Origin of the sequence: Acidovorax sp. (assembly GCF_046341535.1) — a bacterium.
Classification (GTDB): domain Bacteria; phylum Pseudomonadota; class Gammaproteobacteria; order Burkholderiales; family Burkholderiaceae_C; genus Acidovorax.
The window spans coordinates 1-16,978 of sequence record NZ_JBKDRI010000080.1 but is presented as its reverse complement, the minus strand read 5'-3'; the positions used below and the strand labels follow the sequence as shown (position 1 = coordinate 16,978).

Sequence of the window (16,978 nt, the reverse complement as noted above, 5' to 3'; positions counted from 1 at the left end):
CGCGCCCATGCGACACATCGCCGTCCCCATCGCCGCCATCTTGCTGGCTCTCCTCCTGTTTGGGGGGTTCGTGGCCCTGGCCGGTGTGTCGCCCGTCGAAACCTGGGCTCTGCTCTTGAAGGGCGCCTTCGGCAGCAGCTTTGCCTGGCAAAACACGCTGCAGCGAGCCGCGCCGTTGATGCTCACGGCGCTGTGCGTGGCTTTGCCAGCCAGGGCCGGTCTGATCATCATCGGGGGCGAAGGAGCTTTGGTGCTCGGTGGCTTGGCCAGCGCATGGCTCGGCACCCAACTGGCGGGCCTCGGTGGTGCTGGCACTGCCTTTGCCTGCTTGTGTGGCGCGGTGGCCGGCGGCGCATGGGTGATGCTGGCAGGTTACCTGCGGCAGTGGCGCGGGGTTAACGAAACCATCTCGAGCTTGTTGCTTGCCTATGTCGCGATCGGCTTGTTCAAGCACTTGGTGGAAGGGCCCTTGCGAGACCCAGCCAGCCTGAATAAACCTTCCACGTTGCCCCTGGAGGAAGGTCTTCGCATGGGTGGGCTTTGGGGCACCGATGTCCACGGCGGCCTGTTGCTGGGTGTGGTGGCTTGCTTGCTGGCGGCGTGGTGGCTGAAGTTTCTGCCCAGCGGATTCGCTGTGCGCGTGGTCGGGGGGAATATGAAAGCCGCGCAGTTGGTGGGTCTGCCGGCCACCCGTTTGGTGCTCCTGGCCTGCGCGCTGGGTGGCGCAGCGGCTGGGCTGGCCGGGGCGGTTGAGGTCGTGGCGGTCCACACGGCGGCCAATGCATCGTTGATCGCCAATTACGGTTATGCAGGGATTCTGGTGGCGTTTATGGCACGGCACAACCCACTGGCGATCATTCCAGTGGCTATTTTGTTTGGTGGTTTTGGGGCCGCGGGTAGTCTTTTGCAACGCCGTCTCGGCCTGCCGGACGCCTCGGTGCTGGTACTCCAAGGGATGGCCTTTGTCCTGATCCTTGCAAGTGAAGCCCTGCGCGATGTCAATTGGCAACGCTTTTTCGCTTGGTTGTTCGGCATTGAAGTGCCACCGCCTCGACGCTTGTCCGACGGAACTGCCCCATGACTTGGGATGCTCTTTTGACCGTGATGTTGGCCATACTGGGCGGAGCACTTCGTGTCGGTGCACCGTTTTTGTTCGTCAGCCTTGGTGAGTGTTTGACCGAGAAGGCCGGTCGCATCAACCTGGGTTTGGAGGGGGTTTTGGTGTTGTCCGCCATGGCCTCGTTTGGTGGTGCGTACCTGAGCGGCTCGGCCTGGATCGGCGTTTGCGCGGGCATGGTCAGCGGTGCCCTGCTGGCCCTGCTGCACGGTCTGCTGTGTTCATTGCCAAGGGTCAGCGATGTGGCCACCGGCATCGCTTTGATGCTCTTGGGCATGGGCCTCGCGTTCTATTGGGGCAAGTCTTTGATCCAGCCTCAGGCACCGCAACTGCAAGCCTGGGCTTTGGGGGAGTGGAGCCAGCATCCAGCGCTGCGTTCCGCGTTGGCGATCAATCCCTTGGTGCCCTTGGGTGTGGCTTTGGCATGGTTGCTCCATTGGGGCCTGCGGCAAAGCCGTTGGGGTTTGCTGGTACGCATGGCAGGGGACTCCGCCGACGCGACCCGTGCCTTGGGTTATTCCGTGGGCGGGCTCAGGGTGTTGGCCACCACTGCAGGCGGCATGTTGGCAGGCCTTGGGGGTGCGTGCCTGACCTTGTATTACCCAGGCTCTTGGAACGAAGGGATCTCCAGCGGCCAGGGCTTGATCGCAGTGGCTTTGGTGATCTTTGCACGTTGGGACCCCCGCCGCTGCGTGACAGCCGCCCTGATATTTGGCGGTGCAGGCGCGGTGGGGCCTGCCTTGCAATCAGTCGGTATCGGTTGGGGATATCACCTCTTCAACACGGTGCCCTATGTTTTGACATTGGTGATCTTGGTGTGGAGCTGTCGACCAGGCCAACTTGCAGCGGGAAGCCCGGGCGAGCTGTCCTCCCGGTGATCGGCTGCTTCGGCCACAACGCAGGAGTGAGACATGAACGGTTTGGGTGGTTTGAACAAGTCCGACGCTGGCGTCGTGATGGGTCTGGTGCAGTTGCAATTGCCGGTGGTGGACACGCCAGCGCAGTTGGCTGCTCAAGCTGAAAAAATCGTCGATTTGGTCGGAAAAGCGCGCCGAAACATGCCAAGCATGGATCTGGTGGTGTTTCCTGAGTACGCCTTGCATGGGTTGTCGATGAACACCGACCCCGCCTTGATGTGCACCCTGGACGGTTCCGAGGTCGCGGCGTTCGCCGAGGCGTGCCGAACCCACCGCATTTGGGGCTGCTTTTCCATCATAGAAGCCAACCCCCATGGCAACCCTTACAACACCGGCATCGTCCTCGACGACAAGGGTGCCTTGCGTCTGTATTACCGCAAGTTCCACCCCTGGGTGCCGGTTGAACCCTGGGAGCCGGGCAACGTGGGATTGCCGGTGTGCGAGGGCCCCAAGGGCAGTCGCCTCGCGCTCATCATCTGCCACGACGGCATGTTCCCGGAAATGGCCCGTGAGGCCATGTACAAGGGTGCGGAGATCATCATTCGCACTGCGGGGTACACCGCTCCCATTCGGCACGCCTGGCGCATCACCAACCAAAGCAATGCTTTTCAAAACCTGGCTTACACCGCCAGCGTGTGCATGTGCGGAAGTGACGGCACTTTTGATTCCATGGGCGAAGGCATGTTTTGCGACTACGAGGGGCAAATCATGGTGCAGGGCGGTGGTCGGCCCGATGAGATCATCACCTGCGAGATGCGGCCAGATCTCGTGCGCCAGGCCCGGGAGGGGTGGGGGGTGGAAAACAACCCCTATCAGCTCTACCACCGCGCCTATGTGGCGGTCAAAGGGGGCGCGCAAGACTGCCCCTACACCTTCATGCAGGATATGGTGAACGGTCGCTACCGCCTGCCGTGGTCCGTGCGCCACACGGACGGTCAGTCCTGTGGTTTTGCGCCACCCACCCGCGACTACAGAGGTGCGGAGGAAGCGCCTGCTGTGCCTGTGCACCTGCGGTCGTCTGCGGCTGCACCAGCCCTTGGAATCTCTGATACCAACACCCAAAAGGTGGCCTGACCATGAGCCGATACGTTAACGCCCACCCCTACGCATGGCCCTACAACGGCGATCTGCGCCCTCAAAACACGGCGCTGGCGGTCATCGACATGCAGACCGACTTCTGCGGCGTGGGTGGCTATGTGGACAGCATGGGCTATGACATCAGCCTGACCCGCGCGCCGATCGAGCCTCTCAAAGTCTTGATGGCTCAAATGCGTGAGCAGGGCTACACCATCATTCACACCCGGGAGGGTCATCGTCCCGACTTGTCCGATCTGCCCGCCAACAAGCGCTGGCGCAGCCGGCAAATCGGTGCAGGCATTGGCGACGATGGGCCCTGCGGGCGGATCCTGGTGCGCGGCGAGCCCGGCTGGGAAATCATCCCCGAGTTGGCACCGCTGCCCGGCGAGGTCATCATCGACAAGCCTGGCAAAGGGAGTTTTTGCGCCACCGACCTCGAACTGATTCTTCGCACCCGAGGCATCGAAAACCTTGTGCTGACTGGTATCACCACCGATGTGTGTGTTCATACCACCATGCGTGAAGCCAATGATCGGGGATTCGAGTGTCTGCTCTTGTCGGATTGCACCGCGGCGACAGACCGAGGCAATCACGAAGCCGCACTCAAAATGATCACGATGCAGCACGGCGTGTTTGGTGCGCACGCTCCATCTTCAGCGCTTTTGTCGGCGCTCAGCGTATGAAAGCGCTGGCCCTGCAGACTGTGGGCCTGACCAAACGCTTCGGTGCCTTCACGGCGCTGGATGCGGTGGACCTGCGCATCGAGCCGGGCGAAGTGCATGCGCTGCTGGGCGAAAACGGTGCAGGGAAGAGCACCTTGGTGAAATGCGTGGCGGGCTTTCATCGCGCCGATGAGGGCAGTGTGCTCATCGACGGCCGGGAGCGGGACATTGCCAACCCGGTTGTGGCGAGGCAGTTGGGCATCGGCATGGTTTACCAGCACTTCACCCTGGCACCAGGCATGAGCGTGGCGGAAAACCTTCTGCTCGCCGGCGGCCGGACACCTGCCTGGATTCACTGGAGTACCCACCGGCGCGCCTTGAGCGAATTCCTGAAGTCCACGCCGTTTGCTTTGGATTTGGACGCCAGCCCCGCCAACTTGGCCGCAGGTGAAAAGCAAAAACTGGAGCTGCTCAAGCAGCTTTACCTGCAGCCCCGACTGCTTATCCTCGACGAACCGACCTCCGTGCTCACCCCACAAGAGGCCGACGAGGTCTTGGGCCACGTTCGCAGCCTTGCGCGCGAAGGCACCTGCTCGATTCTCATCATTACCCACAAGTTTCGGGAAGTCACGCGCTACGCGGATCAGGTCACGGTTTTGCGGCGAGGCCAAAGGGTGTTCCATGGAGCGGTTGCCCAAACCGATGCCAGCGAACTGGCGCGAGCGATGGTGGGGGAGTCTGAGGCGGGGCAGGGTGCTGCCGTCCCGCCGGGTGACCCTTTTGCGCCCGCTGCTTCCTCGCCAATCAGCCCCGCCTCCGACACCGCCTTGAGCATCCAAGGGCTGAACGTGATGGGGGACAGAGGGGTGCTGGCCGTCAGGGACCTGTGCCTCCAGGTGCACAGCGGCGAGATATTGGGTATTGCCGGTGTTTCCGGAAACGGGCAGCGCGAGCTTTTACAGGCCTTGGTCGGGCAACGTCCCCGCTTGGCAGGACGGGTGCAGGTGGATGGTCAGGCCTACGAAGCCACCCGCGAGCAAAACCGAAGGCTGAAGGTGCGCAGCCTGCCCGAGGAGCCGTTGCGTAACGCGTGCGTGGCGGACCTGTCCGTGGCAGAGAACATGGCCCTGCGCGACTTCGACCAAGCCCCTTGGGTGCAGGCGGGGCATTTGCGCCAGGCGCGCTGGCGCACCCGCGCCCGGGAATGGATTGCCCAGTACGGGGTTAAGACCCGGTCTGAACAAGCCCCCATTCGCAGTTTGTCGGGCGGCAATGTGCAGCGGGCCGTGTTGGCCCGCGAGTTGTCGGGCGACCTTCGCGTGTTGATCGCCGCCAACCCGGTTTTTGGGCTGGATTTTGCAGCCGTTGCTGAAATCCACGCCCGACTTCGAGCAGTGCGCGAGCGCGGCGGTGCGGTCTTGTTGATCAGCGAGGACTTGGACGAGTTGTTGGCCCTCACCGACCGCATCGTGGTCATGAGCGAGGGGCGCATCGTGCATGAAACCCCAACGGCACAAGCCCAGCGCGAGGTACTGGGCGCGCACATGGCCGGAAGTCACGAGACAGACCCCATGCAGGAGGCCGCATGACCACCGTTCATATCGATCAAGCAAAGCCTTTCCCTTTTGTGTTCGATCTGCTGCGCACGGCCCTGGTCATCATCGATATGCAGCGCGATTTTGTGGAGCCTGGTGGTTTTGGCGAAAGCTTAGGCAATGACGTCAGCCTGTTGCGAAGCATCGTTCCGGCTTGCCAAGAAGTGTTGCACGCTTGGCGACAAGCCGGGGGTCGTGTAGTGCACACCCGCGAGGCGCACCGCCCCGACCTGCTAGATTGCCCGCCGGCCAAATTCCTGAGGGGTAGCCCCCGATTGCGCGTTGGTGATGAAGGTCCCATGGGGCGCATTTTGGTTGCTGGCGAACCTGGCAATCAAATCATTGATGAGTTGGCCCCAGCGCCCGGAGAGTGGGTCATCGACAAACCTGGCAAGGGCGCATTTCATGCCACGGGTCTGGAGCGGCTTCTTCGTGCGGCGGATATCCAATATCTAGTTTTTATGGGCGTGACCACCGAAGTTTGCGTTCAAACCAGCATGCGCGAGGCCAACGACCGGGGATTCGAGTGCCTGGTGCTGGAGGATTGCACTGCCAGCTACTTTCCCGCATTCAAGCAGGCCACGCTGGAAATGATGCGTGCGCAGGGCGCAATCGTCGGCTGGACCAGCGAGCAGGCGATGCTTTGCAGCGCGCTGTCGTGCTTGCATCGTTAACCTCAAGGTGTGCGCTTGTGCTGAGGGGTTTTAGACCTCGCTGACCTTGGCCCCCCCCACTGGCTCCCCAGAGGTCTGTGCGCCGTGCCTCTCATTCTCAGCAGAGTCAGCCTCAATCCGCCCCAACTTACGTAACTGCCCCAAGGTCAGCACCCCAAGACCACTCCGGTGTCAAGGCTGGTGATGCTCAAACCGCATGCCATACTTGATTTCATGCGCTTTCTTTTCCTGGCTGTTCAATGACGCTGGGCAACGCGTGCGGGTTTGGACAACATCAACCTGGACGCTACGACGCGCGCAGGAGGGGCTTTCATGAACAAGTTCTGGCTCGCTGCCATCGGCATCGTGGCGGCGTTTTTCTGCTGTACCGACCTGCAAAGATACCCGGCGAACTCGTGACCGAGTTCAGCCACGGTGCCTCGGGCTCGCAGGTGATGGTGGGTGGGCGATGCCTGCAAGAGCGCTGCCTCACCATCGTGGTCGCGCCTTGGTGTCCCGCTTGCCGCCGCATGAAGGGCACCATTTCTGCGCTGCGTCAGCAAGTTGAAGCCGATGGCCGGCCAGTGTTTCTGGTGATTGGCATGGACAAGCCTGAGGCTCTTCAAAACTATGCCCGGCAACACAGCGAAACAGTGCTGCTGGACATGAATCGCAGCTTTACCAAGCGCGCCAATATTCGCTCCGTGCCCTATTTCGCCGTTACCAACCACAAAGGTGAAATCGTGGAGGAAATGAAGGGTGGCTACGACGACGTGCGCGAAATGCGTCGTCGTTTGGGGGTCTGAGGCTCTCACCCCGTCCGTTGCATCTGCATCGAATCGCCGTGGCGTCTCAGGCGGTACCTCTGCGCAGTCGCGCTGCGAAGCCGTGTCATGATGAGGGCCTTGCCAACGAAGGCAAGCGCCAACATCATGAACGCATCTGTTTGGGGCAGGGCATCAGTACCAGCAAGGGCTTAATCCCAAGCCGGCGCATGGTCGCGACGGGACGCTGCTGAAGGCCAGTTCATCGGCGCACCGCGTCGCGGGCGCTGGCATGCTGACGGGCAAGCTGCGGGCCGAGCCACATCCGCACGCCTGCCCCCGCCATGAGCGGAAAGATAACCCATTGCACGAGCAGGAGATAGGTGCTGGCATGGCGAAGAGGCTCGGCATAGTCGAAGGCCCCGACGAATGGGGCACCGAGCAGGTGCACGAGACGTAGTAGACGATGGGGTAGTTTCATGACAGAGCTCCGGAAGGGGTGGGGCACTCGTGGGGCAGCGGTTCGGCGGTCATGCGGGTCGGCGCTGGGCACGCCGCAGCAGCCGCTTCGACAGTGCCGCCACCATGGTGCGGGGCGCGAAGCGGTTGGCGAACACCAGGGCCCGGCTGCCCGGTCCGACAGCCCGCGATAAGCCCCCTGCCAGCATCAACGCGACGCCGGCACGGGCCACGTCGACTGCACCATACCGGCTGGCGCTTGAACCACGCCATGCGCAGCGCGTCGTTGACGATGTCGCGCGTCATGTCCTGGCGCTGGCTCCAGCCGACCACCTGGCGGCTGAACAGGTCGATCACCACCGCCAGGAACAGCCATCCTTCGTCGGTGGCGATGTAGGTGATGTCACCTGCCCAGACCTTGTCGGGCTCGACCACGTTGAACTGCCGGTCGAGCAGGTTGGGCGCGACTGGCAGGTCATGGTTGCTGTCCGTGGTGACCTTCAAGCGCTTCTTGCCCTTGGCGCGGATACCGTGCTGCTGCATGAGCTTTTGCATCCGCTCCTTGCCCACGCGGATGCCCCTGGCCAGCAGTTCCTTCCACGTCCGCGGCCAGCCGTAGCCGCCGTGCGTTTCGGCGTGGATGGCCTTGATGTGCACCAGCCGGGCGTCGTCGCTGAGGTGGCGGCGCTGCACATCGCTGGCACGGCGAACGAAGTGCTCGTGGAAGCCGGCCACGCTGACCTCCAGCACCCGGCACTGCACCGAGATCGGCCACACGCGCCGGTGGCTTTGAATGAAGGCGTACTTCACTTCGCTGCCTTTGCGAAGTACGCCGTCGCTTTTCCCAGGATGTCGCGCTCCATCGTCACGCGCGCCAGTTCGGCCCGCAGCCGGCTGATCTCCATCTGCTCGGCGCTCACGACCTTGCTGTCGGCACCGGTGAGCTTGCCGGCACGGTACGCCTTGACCCAGTTGAACAGCGTCTGATCCACCACCCCCAGCGTGCGGGCCGCCGCCGCGATGCTCTGGCCTCCTTCCACCAGGCGCACGGCCTCCTGCTTGAACTCCAGCGTGTAGCGCGCCCGGGTCATCCTCTTCGTCATTTCCGTTCTCCTTGCTTGGATTGAATCACTCAGCAAGAGATACGTTTTCCGGGGCAAGGTCATTTTGAGGGGCGAAAGCGCGAGTCGGTCCCTGCGAGGAACTCGCTCGCCGAGTCGGTAGCCTTTTTGCCTCGCTATGCAGCACAAAGGACAAAAATTTGTTCGCTGCGGTCGATTCTTAATCGACCACCGCCAACTTCGACAGATTCGTGGGGGTTAGCTCTTCACGGTTGTACAGCCGGGGGCGTCGGGCCCAGGCGTCGTACCTACCATCAGCGCAGTCAGATCGATGGAGGCGCGGACGGTGGGTAGCGGGTCGCGGGCGCGTGCAGCGACCGCATTGACGGGCTAGGCCGACACCGTCCAGCCTGTGAGCCACCGGCACAGGTCGCGGACTTGATCAGGAGAACACAAGGCCCAGCGCTATGTCCATCCCGCAAGCAACACGGAGTCGCGAGCGGTCATGGGCGACGAACGATTGGAGCCAGCAGCCGATGAAGACGAAACGTGCCGAAGTTCGAGGATGATCAGCGCATCGGTTGGGCAAGGGCACACCAAATCCATTGTTGGATGACTGAATCAGGCCCTGTGCTCGAATGCTCAGGCCATCCAGGGCCCTCGCTGATTGAAGTCAGTCCCGGAGCGGGAATACCGTGTGGTTCAGTATCCGCCCTCACGCCACGCCAGGATGGCTTGGGCCGTTTCCTGCGCATACTCCACATGGGGGAAGTGCCCAGCTTTATCGAATTGCTGCAATGCGAAACGGCGACCACCTTTGCATTTTGCTGTGAGTGCCTCCGCCATGGCCTTGCTACCCGTTGGATCGGCTGTGCCCACCAATAGTTTCAGCGGTGTGTTCGACGAGCACAGAGCGTCGGTCCAGCGGTTGTCGTTGGCTTCGCGCTCATCGACGCTGGGCAGTGTCTTGTGAAGAAGGCGCGCGTCGGAGGGGTAGTTCAGCAACTTCCACACCTCCGACAGCTCGCCGACCGGTATACGGCGCTCTGGTCCAGAAATCTGGGTGAGGGTGGTCACGATGGAATCCTCAGAGGCGCCCCGGTTCATCAAGCCTCCCAAAGGGCTCAGCAGGGCCTTCTGGGCATTGCTTGGTTTGAATTGTTCTGCGAAGAGCGAACCATTGATCAAGACCACGGACTCGATTGCGAAGGGCAGCTTCGAGGCCCGCTCCCGCGCCAGCAGTTCCTGTACCACAGCATTACCGATGTCTGAGCCAATCAGCCGCGCCCTGGTCACACCCAAGTGCTTGACTAGCGCCACCACTGAATCAGCATGGCTTGCGATCGAGTAGGTAAATGCGGCAGGCTTGTCGGAGAAGCCAAACCCCAGCAGATCCGGCGCGATGAAGCGTGTATCGCGCGACATCGGTCCGAGTAATCGCCTGAAATCCCATGAAGAGGTCGGGTAGCCGTGGATGGCGAGCGTGGTTGATCCCGTGCCCTGGTCAACGTAAAAGACGGAGTGTCCATCGAAAGAGAAAGTTTTGCCCAGTGACTTCCATTGGGCGGTCGAAGGCCCGCCCGGCGTATTGCTTTCGGTAGGTGTGAGCCCGTGGGCTGCGGGAGATGCTGCAACGGCCAGGCCGACAGCGAGGGCCGTAGCGACGAGTGGGGTAATAGTTGCGAAGGATATGCGCGTAAGTTTGAACATGAGAGACCCTTTCAGGGATGTAGGAGCAGCGCTCGGACAGCGATCGTGTCGGGCACTCAAGCCCGCACACGATCTGGTCGATATATTATGACGAACGCGTCATTAAAGCAATGATCTTTGATCTATTGTTCTGAGGTTCGTGTGGCATTGCGGCCTATCGACCGACGCGTGCAACGGCGCGTGCAACCATGACAAAAGGATTTTTGTCAGGGGCAGTAGGGCCCGGGGTTGATGGCTGTAACGAGGCAGTACGCGAACGGCCCAACCGCGAGGGGTGACTGTTCAGTTGTGGCTGACGCCAAAGCAGTTTTGCGCTGCGGGCCGCCGAGCCCGGGCCGATTTTGCGGGCGACGATTACGCTCCGCCCATTAATGAACGCGATCCGGAAAAAGCAAGCGGAACGAACGACTCAACCCCGGCCGGGCGGGGGCCTCATGAGGAGGACTATTAGTGAAGAAGCGAGTTCTTCAGAAAGCGTCCTACGGTCCAGAATCATGGCATCGGCGTCACCTGCGGCGATTGCATCGGCCACGGCTTCGAACATCATCAACCGGATAGCCACTGCCGTCCGAAGCTTGGCGGAACTGCGACGGCCAATCAGGCGGACCACCTCGTCGATCTGATTGATCCGACTCTGCAAGCGAGCCTTGTGCACGCGCTCGTCATCTCGGGCCAGCACGGCAAGCGCGTGCCTCAGACGAGACCATTCGGAATGGTGCTCGATCAGCAACGGAACAAGTCGGTCTATACGTTCCCGAGCACCGAGCCCGGGTTCACCGAAGACCTCGCGAACCATGGCCCACTCCTGCGAGACCCATCGCTCATAAACAGCCAGCAGGACTTCTACCTTGTCGGAAAAGTAGTTGTAGAACACCCCTGAGGAAAGTCCCGCACGGGCTGCGATACGGTTTGTTGATGTAGCGAACCAGCCGACCTCGCGAATCTCCATCGCGGCGGCATCGACCAGCGAAGCACGCAGGTCAGTGCCTTGCGGCAAAACTTTGGGAGGCCGGCCGCGACGACGCAGCGGGGGCGATTCTTCGAGTTCAGTGCTCACTGAAAAAAGGATAGGTTTCGGACCAAACGAAGCGGCGGATGTGACGCTCGTTAAAAAGTCCCCACTGGGTACTGCATTCTGACCGCGACAGCTTCAGGGATTTGTTTTATGATTTTTGCGTCACTATTATGCAATGATTCACCGCAAGAGGTACTCCTACATGCACACGCAGGCCCTGGTCCGCTCCACCGACACCCACCATGGAACCCGTGCGCGCGCCGAACCTGCTGACACCGAGCCGACTCCCTCGCCATCGCGGGAAGATCTCATGATGCAACGCCGCTGGCTGCAGTTGGCTGCTGCATGGAACGCGGTCGCTGGAGGCTCGACAAGCCGCAGCCACGATGGGCTCGAAGGGCAGTCCTGACGTGCTGCCATTACCCTGTCTCCGTCATCGGGTCAGCGCAACGCGCGGGCTGCAATCCTGGTGCCAGGCTGGGCTGGAGATGAGCTATCTGGACACGGGCGGCGCTGATTTGCCGGTGCTGGTGTGTCTGCACGCCATCGGCCATGGAAGCGGAGACTTTGAGGCGATGGCAGAGACGATGCGGGGCCGATATCGCATCATCGCGCCAGACTGGCCCGGGCAGGGTCGATCCAGGCCCACGTCGTCGGCGCCGGGGGTTCGGACGTACGCCGCCATCCTTCAAACCTTCGTCGAAGCGCTGCAATTGCCGCGCTTCACCTTGGTTGGAAATTCTGTCGGCGGCGGCGCTGCGCTGCTGTACGCCGCCCAAAACCCGCACCAGGTGATTGCCGTGGTGGTCGCCAACCCCGCCGGGCTAGACAAGGGCGGCTTTCTGAGCAGAGTGTTCACGCGAGGGATGTCGCGCCGCTTCGCCGCCGCAGAGCATGATCCCGAGTCGTTCCAGGCGTGGTTTGCGCGTTACTACGAGCAGGTGTTGACGGGCCGGGCGGCCCTGGCTCAACGCCAGCGGATCGTCGCCTCGGGCCTGGAGATTGCCCCCTTGCTTGCACAGGCCTGGCGCGGCTTTGCCGAGCCCGAAAACGACATTCGCCGCGAACTGCCCAGCGTTCGCGCGCCGGTGCTTGTTACCTGGGCCCGCCAGGATCGTCTGGTGCGATGGTCAAGAAATCGCAGGGCTATTGAGCTACTCCAGCGCAGGCGGGTTGAGTTCTTTGATGCTGGGCATACGCCCTTTCTCGAAGACCCGAACCGCTTCGTCGCACTTGTCGAACCCTTCATCGCCAGTGCCGCCTGATGGCTGTCGGCCGCGCTGCACGCCGAGGCAGCCCTCGACTGGCGGCCCAGCTCCGCGCGCCGACAATCCCGATTTGATGGTGGAGGGGAAAGTGCTGCCCCACTTGAAAACGTGACGTCTTGCGCATCACTGACACTGCGCCGCCTCCAACGTCTTGGGGAATACCAGTAGCGTTCAGTCGGTGGCCCTGATGGATTCAGCTCTGATGCCTGACGGGGCTTTGATGATGTCGGTCGATCGCGCTGTCGCCAAATGCACCTGGCCCGCATGTTTCACCAGTTCGCTCTCTGATGTTCCACGACGCCCAAGGCGTGCAAACTTTCTCGGGTTTGAGCGCCAAATCCAGTTGAGGCTGAGCGCCACACCCCCGATGGAACTGTGCTGCGGCACTCTGGCTGCGTTGCTTCTCCCCACGGGCCCGCGCCCGCTCGCGCACAGCGGCATTGGCGAGTTGGATGTCAATTTGGCATCCTCCAGTGTTGAGTTTGCGGACGGCGGCTTTGTCTCCACGCGCTGGCTTCATGCTCGCACACTCCCGGCCAAGCAAAGGCGGGCGGCGGCTCAGCGCCGCGCGTTGAGAAATGCGCGGAAGACATCGCGCGCCTGCGTGCTGTTGAACAGCGCAGGGTGGCCCTGCCCAGTCACTTCGAGGAACTGTACGCCCTTGCAATTCGTACAGGCCTCGACTTGCTTTCTGAATCCCGGCCACGATTCCATCTGGATCAGACGCGAGTCTTCCAGGCCCTGCACGAAAAGGATGTCGGCCTGGTAACCAGTTGTGAAACTGCGCAGCGACCGCGCCATGTATGCGGTCGGATTCGCCGCCGTGGTTCCGTAGGCGTTGCGCAGGCGCGCGCAGTGCTCACCGTCGGCAATCGCTCCATCCTCTTCGAGCCGACAGCGCAACACCAGATCAAGCGGGCCCGGCGCATTGGCAATGACTCCTCGCGTTGGATGCAAGGTGTTGAGCCGTGTGACCAGGTAGCCGCCTTGCGAGTGGCCACCAAGAAAGATGTGGCGAATCTGGACGCCAAGCTGGCTTGCCGCCTGGTTCTTGACCCACAGTAACGCAGCCTCGGCGTGCGTAAGGTTGTCACCGATCATCAAGTTCTCTTCGGGGTAGGCCACGCTCACGACCATGAGCGTCGGGTCATCGATCAGTCGGCGAAAGCTGTCAAGCGTGTCATTCGCAGCCGCCATGATCAGATCGTCCCGCATCACGGTACCGTGATAGACGAGCAGCACATCAAAGGTGTTACCTGCGGGTTTGTCGACCACGACATTGACGTTGACGCCCTGGTGCGAGACCTTCAGTGGCCCGCGCCAGGCAGCAGACGGAGCAGGTGCTGGCGACGGTGCAGGTGCAGGGGAAGGCGCAGGTGCCGGGGAAGGTGCGGGCGAGGGCGACGGTGCGGGCGTGGCATCAGAACCACTGCCACCGCCGCAGGCGGCGATCAGCACCGTAGCGGCTGTGAACAGTGAGAGTAGCAGGCGGTTCATAGTGAATCTCCTTCGGGCGGTAAAAAAGGCGAAACTACGGGTGCAACGAAAGCCGAGTCAGGGCGCGCCGACAGCACTTTGGCGCCTGTGGCAGCTTCGACGATGCGGCGGGAGAGGGCTGACGGCCGCAGCGCGCTGAGCCTGGAGCTTGCCAAGTCCAGGGGGCCGACGCCGACCATGTTCAGTGGCAGCCACGTTTGGTAGGTCGGCATAAGGGTTTGCAGTCCTGGGCAGGTTCACACATGCCACCTGGGTTGCACTGCTCACAAGATTCCAGGTCGTCGTCATCACGCATTCCTCGAACAGTTCAACACGGGACATCCATCGCTTGCGGGTCAGTTTAGATTCGCCATGCGGTGGTGTGTGCAGGCCTTACCAAACATTTACTTTCCATCACCAGCGCTTTACGAGCTGTCGATGGCGGCGGGGTTCACACGCTTTTCGCGCAAGCGCGGAGCCCGTCACTCGCGGGCCCCAAACACGCGCAGCCAGGAGGCATGGTGGAAGATCAAGGTGGCGCACAGCCGGCCTTCCAACACACTGCCCGACGCCGGGAACCATCATCACCCCGTCCTTTCTGCTGCCCCCACGGGTCGCCATCGCACTGCAAGCCATCGCGGTGATCGGGGAACCGTGGATGCCGAAATCGCAACAACTGCTACGTCTGGGTGCGGCCCCGGGTCCTTCCGGCAAGGAACTGGTGGCTGGCGCGAAAGAGTCCTTGACATTACGGATTGTTTTGGTAACACTGTTACCCATGATTTCAAACGACCCAGGCTTTGACTACCAAGCCGTTCGGCGCGAGGGGGATGCAGCGGCCCGACGTGGCCTGCTGGATCTCGCTGGCAAGCTGCTCGCTGAAGAAGGTCCCCAGGCGCTGACCCTGCGCACGCTGGCGCAGCGCGCGAACTGTTCCACCAAGGTTGTTTACACCCTGTTTGGGAGCAAGGGCGGGCTGAGTGAAGCGCTCAAGGTAGAAGGTTTCGCATTGCTGCGCTTCACCGTGGAGCGGGAGCGGCGCCGACACCGCGACCCGGTTCGGGCCCTGCTGCCGATCATGATGTCCTACCGCAGTTTCGCGCTGGCCCATCGAGACCTGTTCCGTGTGATGTTCGGCAACGCGCTGCCGGACCATGTGCCTACCGACTTCTCACGCCAGCAGGCCCGGCAGGCGCTTGGCGCCCTCGAAGAGGCCGTTGCACAGGCGCATGCCGCGCTCGGGGCGCGCGTGGACAACCCGCTTGCATCCGCAGTGCGACTCTGGGCCGCGGTACACGGGCCGGTGAGTCTCGAGATCGAAGGTATCACCCCGTTCGACACCGAGGGCGAAGGCCTCACGCGCCTGGCGGTGTTGGATGCCCTGGCCGGGCTCGGCCTTGCCCCTGCCGCGATTGCTTCAGGCTCGCCTTCGGGCCCCTTGGCAGGGTCCGCCCCCATCACCGATTCCATTCCCTCCACCCTGACCTGAAAGTCAATACCACCATGCCCACTCCATCTCTGATTCCAAACGCCAAAATTTCGCTGCGCCTTGCATCCGCCTCGGGGCTTGCAGCCCTGGTGGCGGGCCTGACGCTCGCACTCCACGGTCAGCCTGTTACAGCCGACGAGGCCGGGCAGCTGCGTCTGGAGGTTGCGTCGCTGCGCAATCTTCAGGGGGTCTTGAATTGCCGACTTTTCAACGAGGCTGCCGACTTTCCGGATGGTGAGGGCCTGCGAACCGTTCGCGTGGCGATCGACGGTGCTCGTGGCGCTTGCGTGTTCAGCCAACTGGTACCTGGCACCTATGCGGTCGCCGTTGTTCACGACGAGAACAGCAACGGTCGGCTTGACAAGAATCTGCTCGGCGTGCCCACCGAAGGATATGGAGTGTCCAACAACCGCACCTATGCACTGTCCAGCCCCAAGTGGGAGGAATCCCGCTTTACGGTCACCCCTGGCAAGCCCGTGGATTTGCGTGTGAGCTTGCGGTACTGATTTTTCACGGTCAATGGGTAACATTGTTTCTGCTGGTTTCTACGTTTTCTAACTTGGGAAAACCTTTATGTCCATGTATTCACATCCCGTCCGCTCCCTGAGCGCGCAGCCCTTCGAAGTCCCGTTGGCGCCGGTGACGACCACGCTGCTCACCGGAGCCAGCAGCGGCATCGGGCTTGAGATGGCGCGCTTGCTGGCAGCGCGTGGCCACCGGCTCGTGTTGGTCAGCCGGGGGGCTGATCGGCTTCACGCCGTGGCCGAGTCCTTGCAACAGGCGCATGGCTGCGAGGTATTCCCCCTGGCCATCGACCTGTCAGAGCCAGGGGCCTCACAGCGACTGTTTGACGAGACCTGCCGCTTGCGGCTTGACATCGACATGCTGGTCAACAACGCCGGGTTCGGCATGGTCGAGGAGCATGTGGCCATCGACCCCGAGCGCCTTCAGCGCATGCTGCAGCTCAATATCGTGGCCGTGGCCGAACTGTGCCACCGCTTTGGAGCCCAGATGAAGCACCGCGGTTCGGGTCGTATCCTGAACATCGCTTCGGCAGCGGCCTACCAGCCCACACCGTATTTCGGGGCCTATGGCGCATCCAAAGCCTTCGTGCTCAACTTCTCCGAGGCGCTGGCCAAAGAGATGGAGGACTTCGGAGTCAGCGTCAGTTGCCTGTCGCCCGGGCCCACGGCCACGGCTTTCTTCGACGAGGTCGATCCCCGTCGCATTGCCGGCGGGCATCACTTTGGGGTAGCCAGTCGCGCCGATCCGGGGGCGGTTGCGCGTGCGGGCATCGAGCTGATGCTATCGGGCGGGATGTCGCGTGTGGTCGGGCTGGGCAACCAGGTTCTGGTGTTCGCCAACCGCTTTGCTCCGCGCGCCATGGTCGCGGCCCTGTCCGAGCGGCTGCTGCGCCCGCTTGATCCAGAGCGTAAACCGGCGTGAAGATTCCGCGACGTATCTGTGCCCCACTGCTGCCCCAACCGCCCGAGGAGTTGAGTTATGAAACTTCCCTATCGATGGATTCGCAACCTGCACCTGCTGAGCTCGCCGCTCATCGGGGCCTTTGTGTACTCTAGGAGCCTGTCGGACTTGGAAATCGTCGGCTGCAAATCGACCGCAGCGGTCCATTTTTAACCGCCTTTTTGCCCCATAGCTCGGCTATGGGGCTGCAAATTCGGCAAAAACTGTCCTCGCTGGGGCCGATTTTCGCT

General features: G+C 62.0%; 17 protein-coding genes and 1 pseudogene. 13 read left to right on the top strand and 5 right to left on the bottom strand.

What is annotated here, in order from left to right:
• Positions 1 to 7: 7 nt before the first annotated feature.
• The 7 genes from ACK543_RS05540 (at position 8) to ACK543_RS05510 (ending at position 6,827) form a co-directional block, all read left to right on the top strand.
• Positions 8 to 1,081: an ABC transporter permease gene (locus tag ACK543_RS05540; RefSeq protein WP_409941854.1), complete on the top strand. Its 1,074-nt coding sequence runs from the start codon at positions 8 to 10 to the stop codon at positions 1,079 to 1,081.
• Positions 1,078 to 1,995, top strand: a complete 918-nt coding sequence (locus tag ACK543_RS05535; RefSeq protein WP_409941853.1) for an ABC transporter permease — start codon at positions 1,078 to 1,080, stop codon at positions 1,993 to 1,995. The genes ACK543_RS05540 and ACK543_RS05535 overlap by 4 nt, the downstream gene beginning before the upstream one ends.
• Before the next feature lie 33 nt (positions 1,996 to 2,028).
• Complete coding sequence (locus tag ACK543_RS05530; protein WP_409941852.1) at positions 2,029 to 3,108, top strand: formamidase; 1,080 nt, start codon at positions 2,029 to 2,031, stop codon at positions 3,106 to 3,108.
• Positions 3,109 to 3,110: 2 nt separating this feature from the next.
• Positions 3,111 to 3,794: a cysteine hydrolase family protein gene (locus ACK543_RS05525; RefSeq protein WP_409941851.1), complete on the top strand. Its 684-nt coding sequence runs from the start codon at positions 3,111 to 3,113 to the stop codon at positions 3,792 to 3,794.
• The gene (locus tag ACK543_RS05520) at positions 3,791 to 5,362 is read left to right on the top strand and encodes an ABC transporter ATP-binding protein (RefSeq protein WP_409941850.1); all 1,572 of its coding nucleotides are present in this window, start codon (positions 3,791 to 3,793) and stop codon (positions 5,360 to 5,362) included. Before ACK543_RS05525 ends, ACK543_RS05520 begins: the two co-directional genes overlap by 4 nt.
• A complete protein-coding gene (locus ACK543_RS05515; RefSeq protein ID WP_409941849.1) occupies positions 5,359 to 6,042 on the top strand; it encodes a cysteine hydrolase family protein in 684 nt (227 codons plus the stop codon). Before ACK543_RS05520 ends, ACK543_RS05515 begins: the two co-directional genes overlap by 4 nt.
• A 239-nt stretch (positions 6,043 to 6,281) precedes the next feature.
• Positions 6,282 to 6,827, top strand: coding sequence for a TlpA family protein disulfide reductase (locus tag ACK543_RS05510; protein WP_409941848.1), 546 nt, complete (start codon positions 6,282 to 6,284; stop codon positions 6,825 to 6,827).
• A gap of 220 nt (positions 6,828 to 7,047) precedes the next feature.
• Here the strand turns inward: ACK543_RS05510 and ACK543_RS05505 are convergent, their stop codons facing one another.
• From ACK543_RS05505 to ACK543_RS05490, 4 genes and pseudogenes are all read right to left on the bottom strand, one after another.
• Complete coding sequence (locus ACK543_RS05505; protein WP_409941847.1) at positions 7,048 to 7,266, bottom strand: hypothetical protein; 219 nt, start codon at positions 7,264 to 7,266, stop codon at positions 7,048 to 7,050.
• A gap of 227 nt (positions 7,267 to 7,493) precedes the next feature.
• Positions 7,494 to 8,347, bottom strand: a pseudogene (locus ACK543_RS05500) (IS3 family transposase); the annotation flags it as partial.
• A gap of 660 nt (positions 8,348 to 9,007) precedes the next feature.
• Positions 9,008 to 10,015 (bottom strand): alpha/beta fold hydrolase, encoded by a 1,008-nt coding sequence (locus tag ACK543_RS05495; protein ID WP_409941846.1) that lies wholly within the window; start codon positions 10,013 to 10,015, stop codon positions 9,008 to 9,010.
• Positions 10,016 to 10,424: 409 nt separating this feature from the next.
• Entirely contained in the window at positions 10,425 to 11,072 is a 648-nt protein-coding gene (locus ACK543_RS05490; RefSeq protein WP_409941845.1) for a TetR/AcrR family transcriptional regulator, read from the bottom strand.
• 160 nt (positions 11,073 to 11,232) lie between these two features.
• Here ACK543_RS05490 and ACK543_RS05485 point away from each other — a divergent pair, with 160 nt between their 5' ends.
• On the top strand, positions 11,233 to 11,439 hold the full coding sequence (locus tag ACK543_RS05485) for a hypothetical protein (RefSeq protein WP_409941844.1): 207 nt from the start codon (positions 11,233 to 11,235) through the stop codon (positions 11,437 to 11,439).
• Positions 11,417 to 12,295, top strand: coding sequence for an alpha/beta fold hydrolase (locus ACK543_RS05480; RefSeq protein ID WP_409941843.1), 879 nt, complete (start codon positions 11,417 to 11,419; stop codon positions 12,293 to 12,295). Before ACK543_RS05485 ends, ACK543_RS05480 begins: the two co-directional genes overlap by 23 nt.
• A gap of 561 nt (positions 12,296 to 12,856) precedes the next feature.
• On the opposite strand, the gene ACK543_RS05475 is transcribed toward ACK543_RS05480, so the two are convergent.
• Positions 12,857 to 13,795, bottom strand: coding sequence for an alpha/beta hydrolase family protein (locus ACK543_RS05475; RefSeq protein WP_409941842.1), 939 nt, complete (start codon positions 13,793 to 13,795; stop codon positions 12,857 to 12,859).
• A gap of 757 nt (positions 13,796 to 14,552) precedes the next feature.
• Here ACK543_RS05475 and ACK543_RS05470 point away from each other — a divergent pair.
• From ACK543_RS05470 to ACK543_RS05455, 4 genes are all read left to right on the top strand, one after another.
• On the top strand, positions 14,553 to 15,263 hold the full coding sequence (locus ACK543_RS05470) for a TetR/AcrR family transcriptional regulator (protein WP_409941841.1): 711 nt from the start codon (positions 14,553 to 14,555) through the stop codon (positions 15,261 to 15,263).
• A 14-nt stretch (positions 15,264 to 15,277) separates the two neighbouring features.
• Complete coding sequence (locus ACK543_RS05465; RefSeq protein ID WP_409941840.1) at positions 15,278 to 15,769, top strand: DUF2141 domain-containing protein; 492 nt, start codon at positions 15,278 to 15,280, stop codon at positions 15,767 to 15,769.
• 67 nt (positions 15,770 to 15,836) lie between these two features.
• On the top strand, positions 15,837 to 16,709 hold the full coding sequence (locus ACK543_RS05460; RefSeq protein ID WP_409941839.1) for an SDR family NAD(P)-dependent oxidoreductase: 873 nt from the start codon (positions 15,837 to 15,839) through the stop codon (positions 16,707 to 16,709).
• Positions 16,710 to 16,766: 57 nt separating this feature from the next.
• Complete coding sequence (locus ACK543_RS05455) at positions 16,767 to 16,901, top strand: hypothetical protein (protein ID WP_409941838.1); 135 nt, start codon at positions 16,767 to 16,769, stop codon at positions 16,899 to 16,901.
• The last annotated feature ends 77 nt before the right edge of the window (positions 16,902 to 16,978 follow it).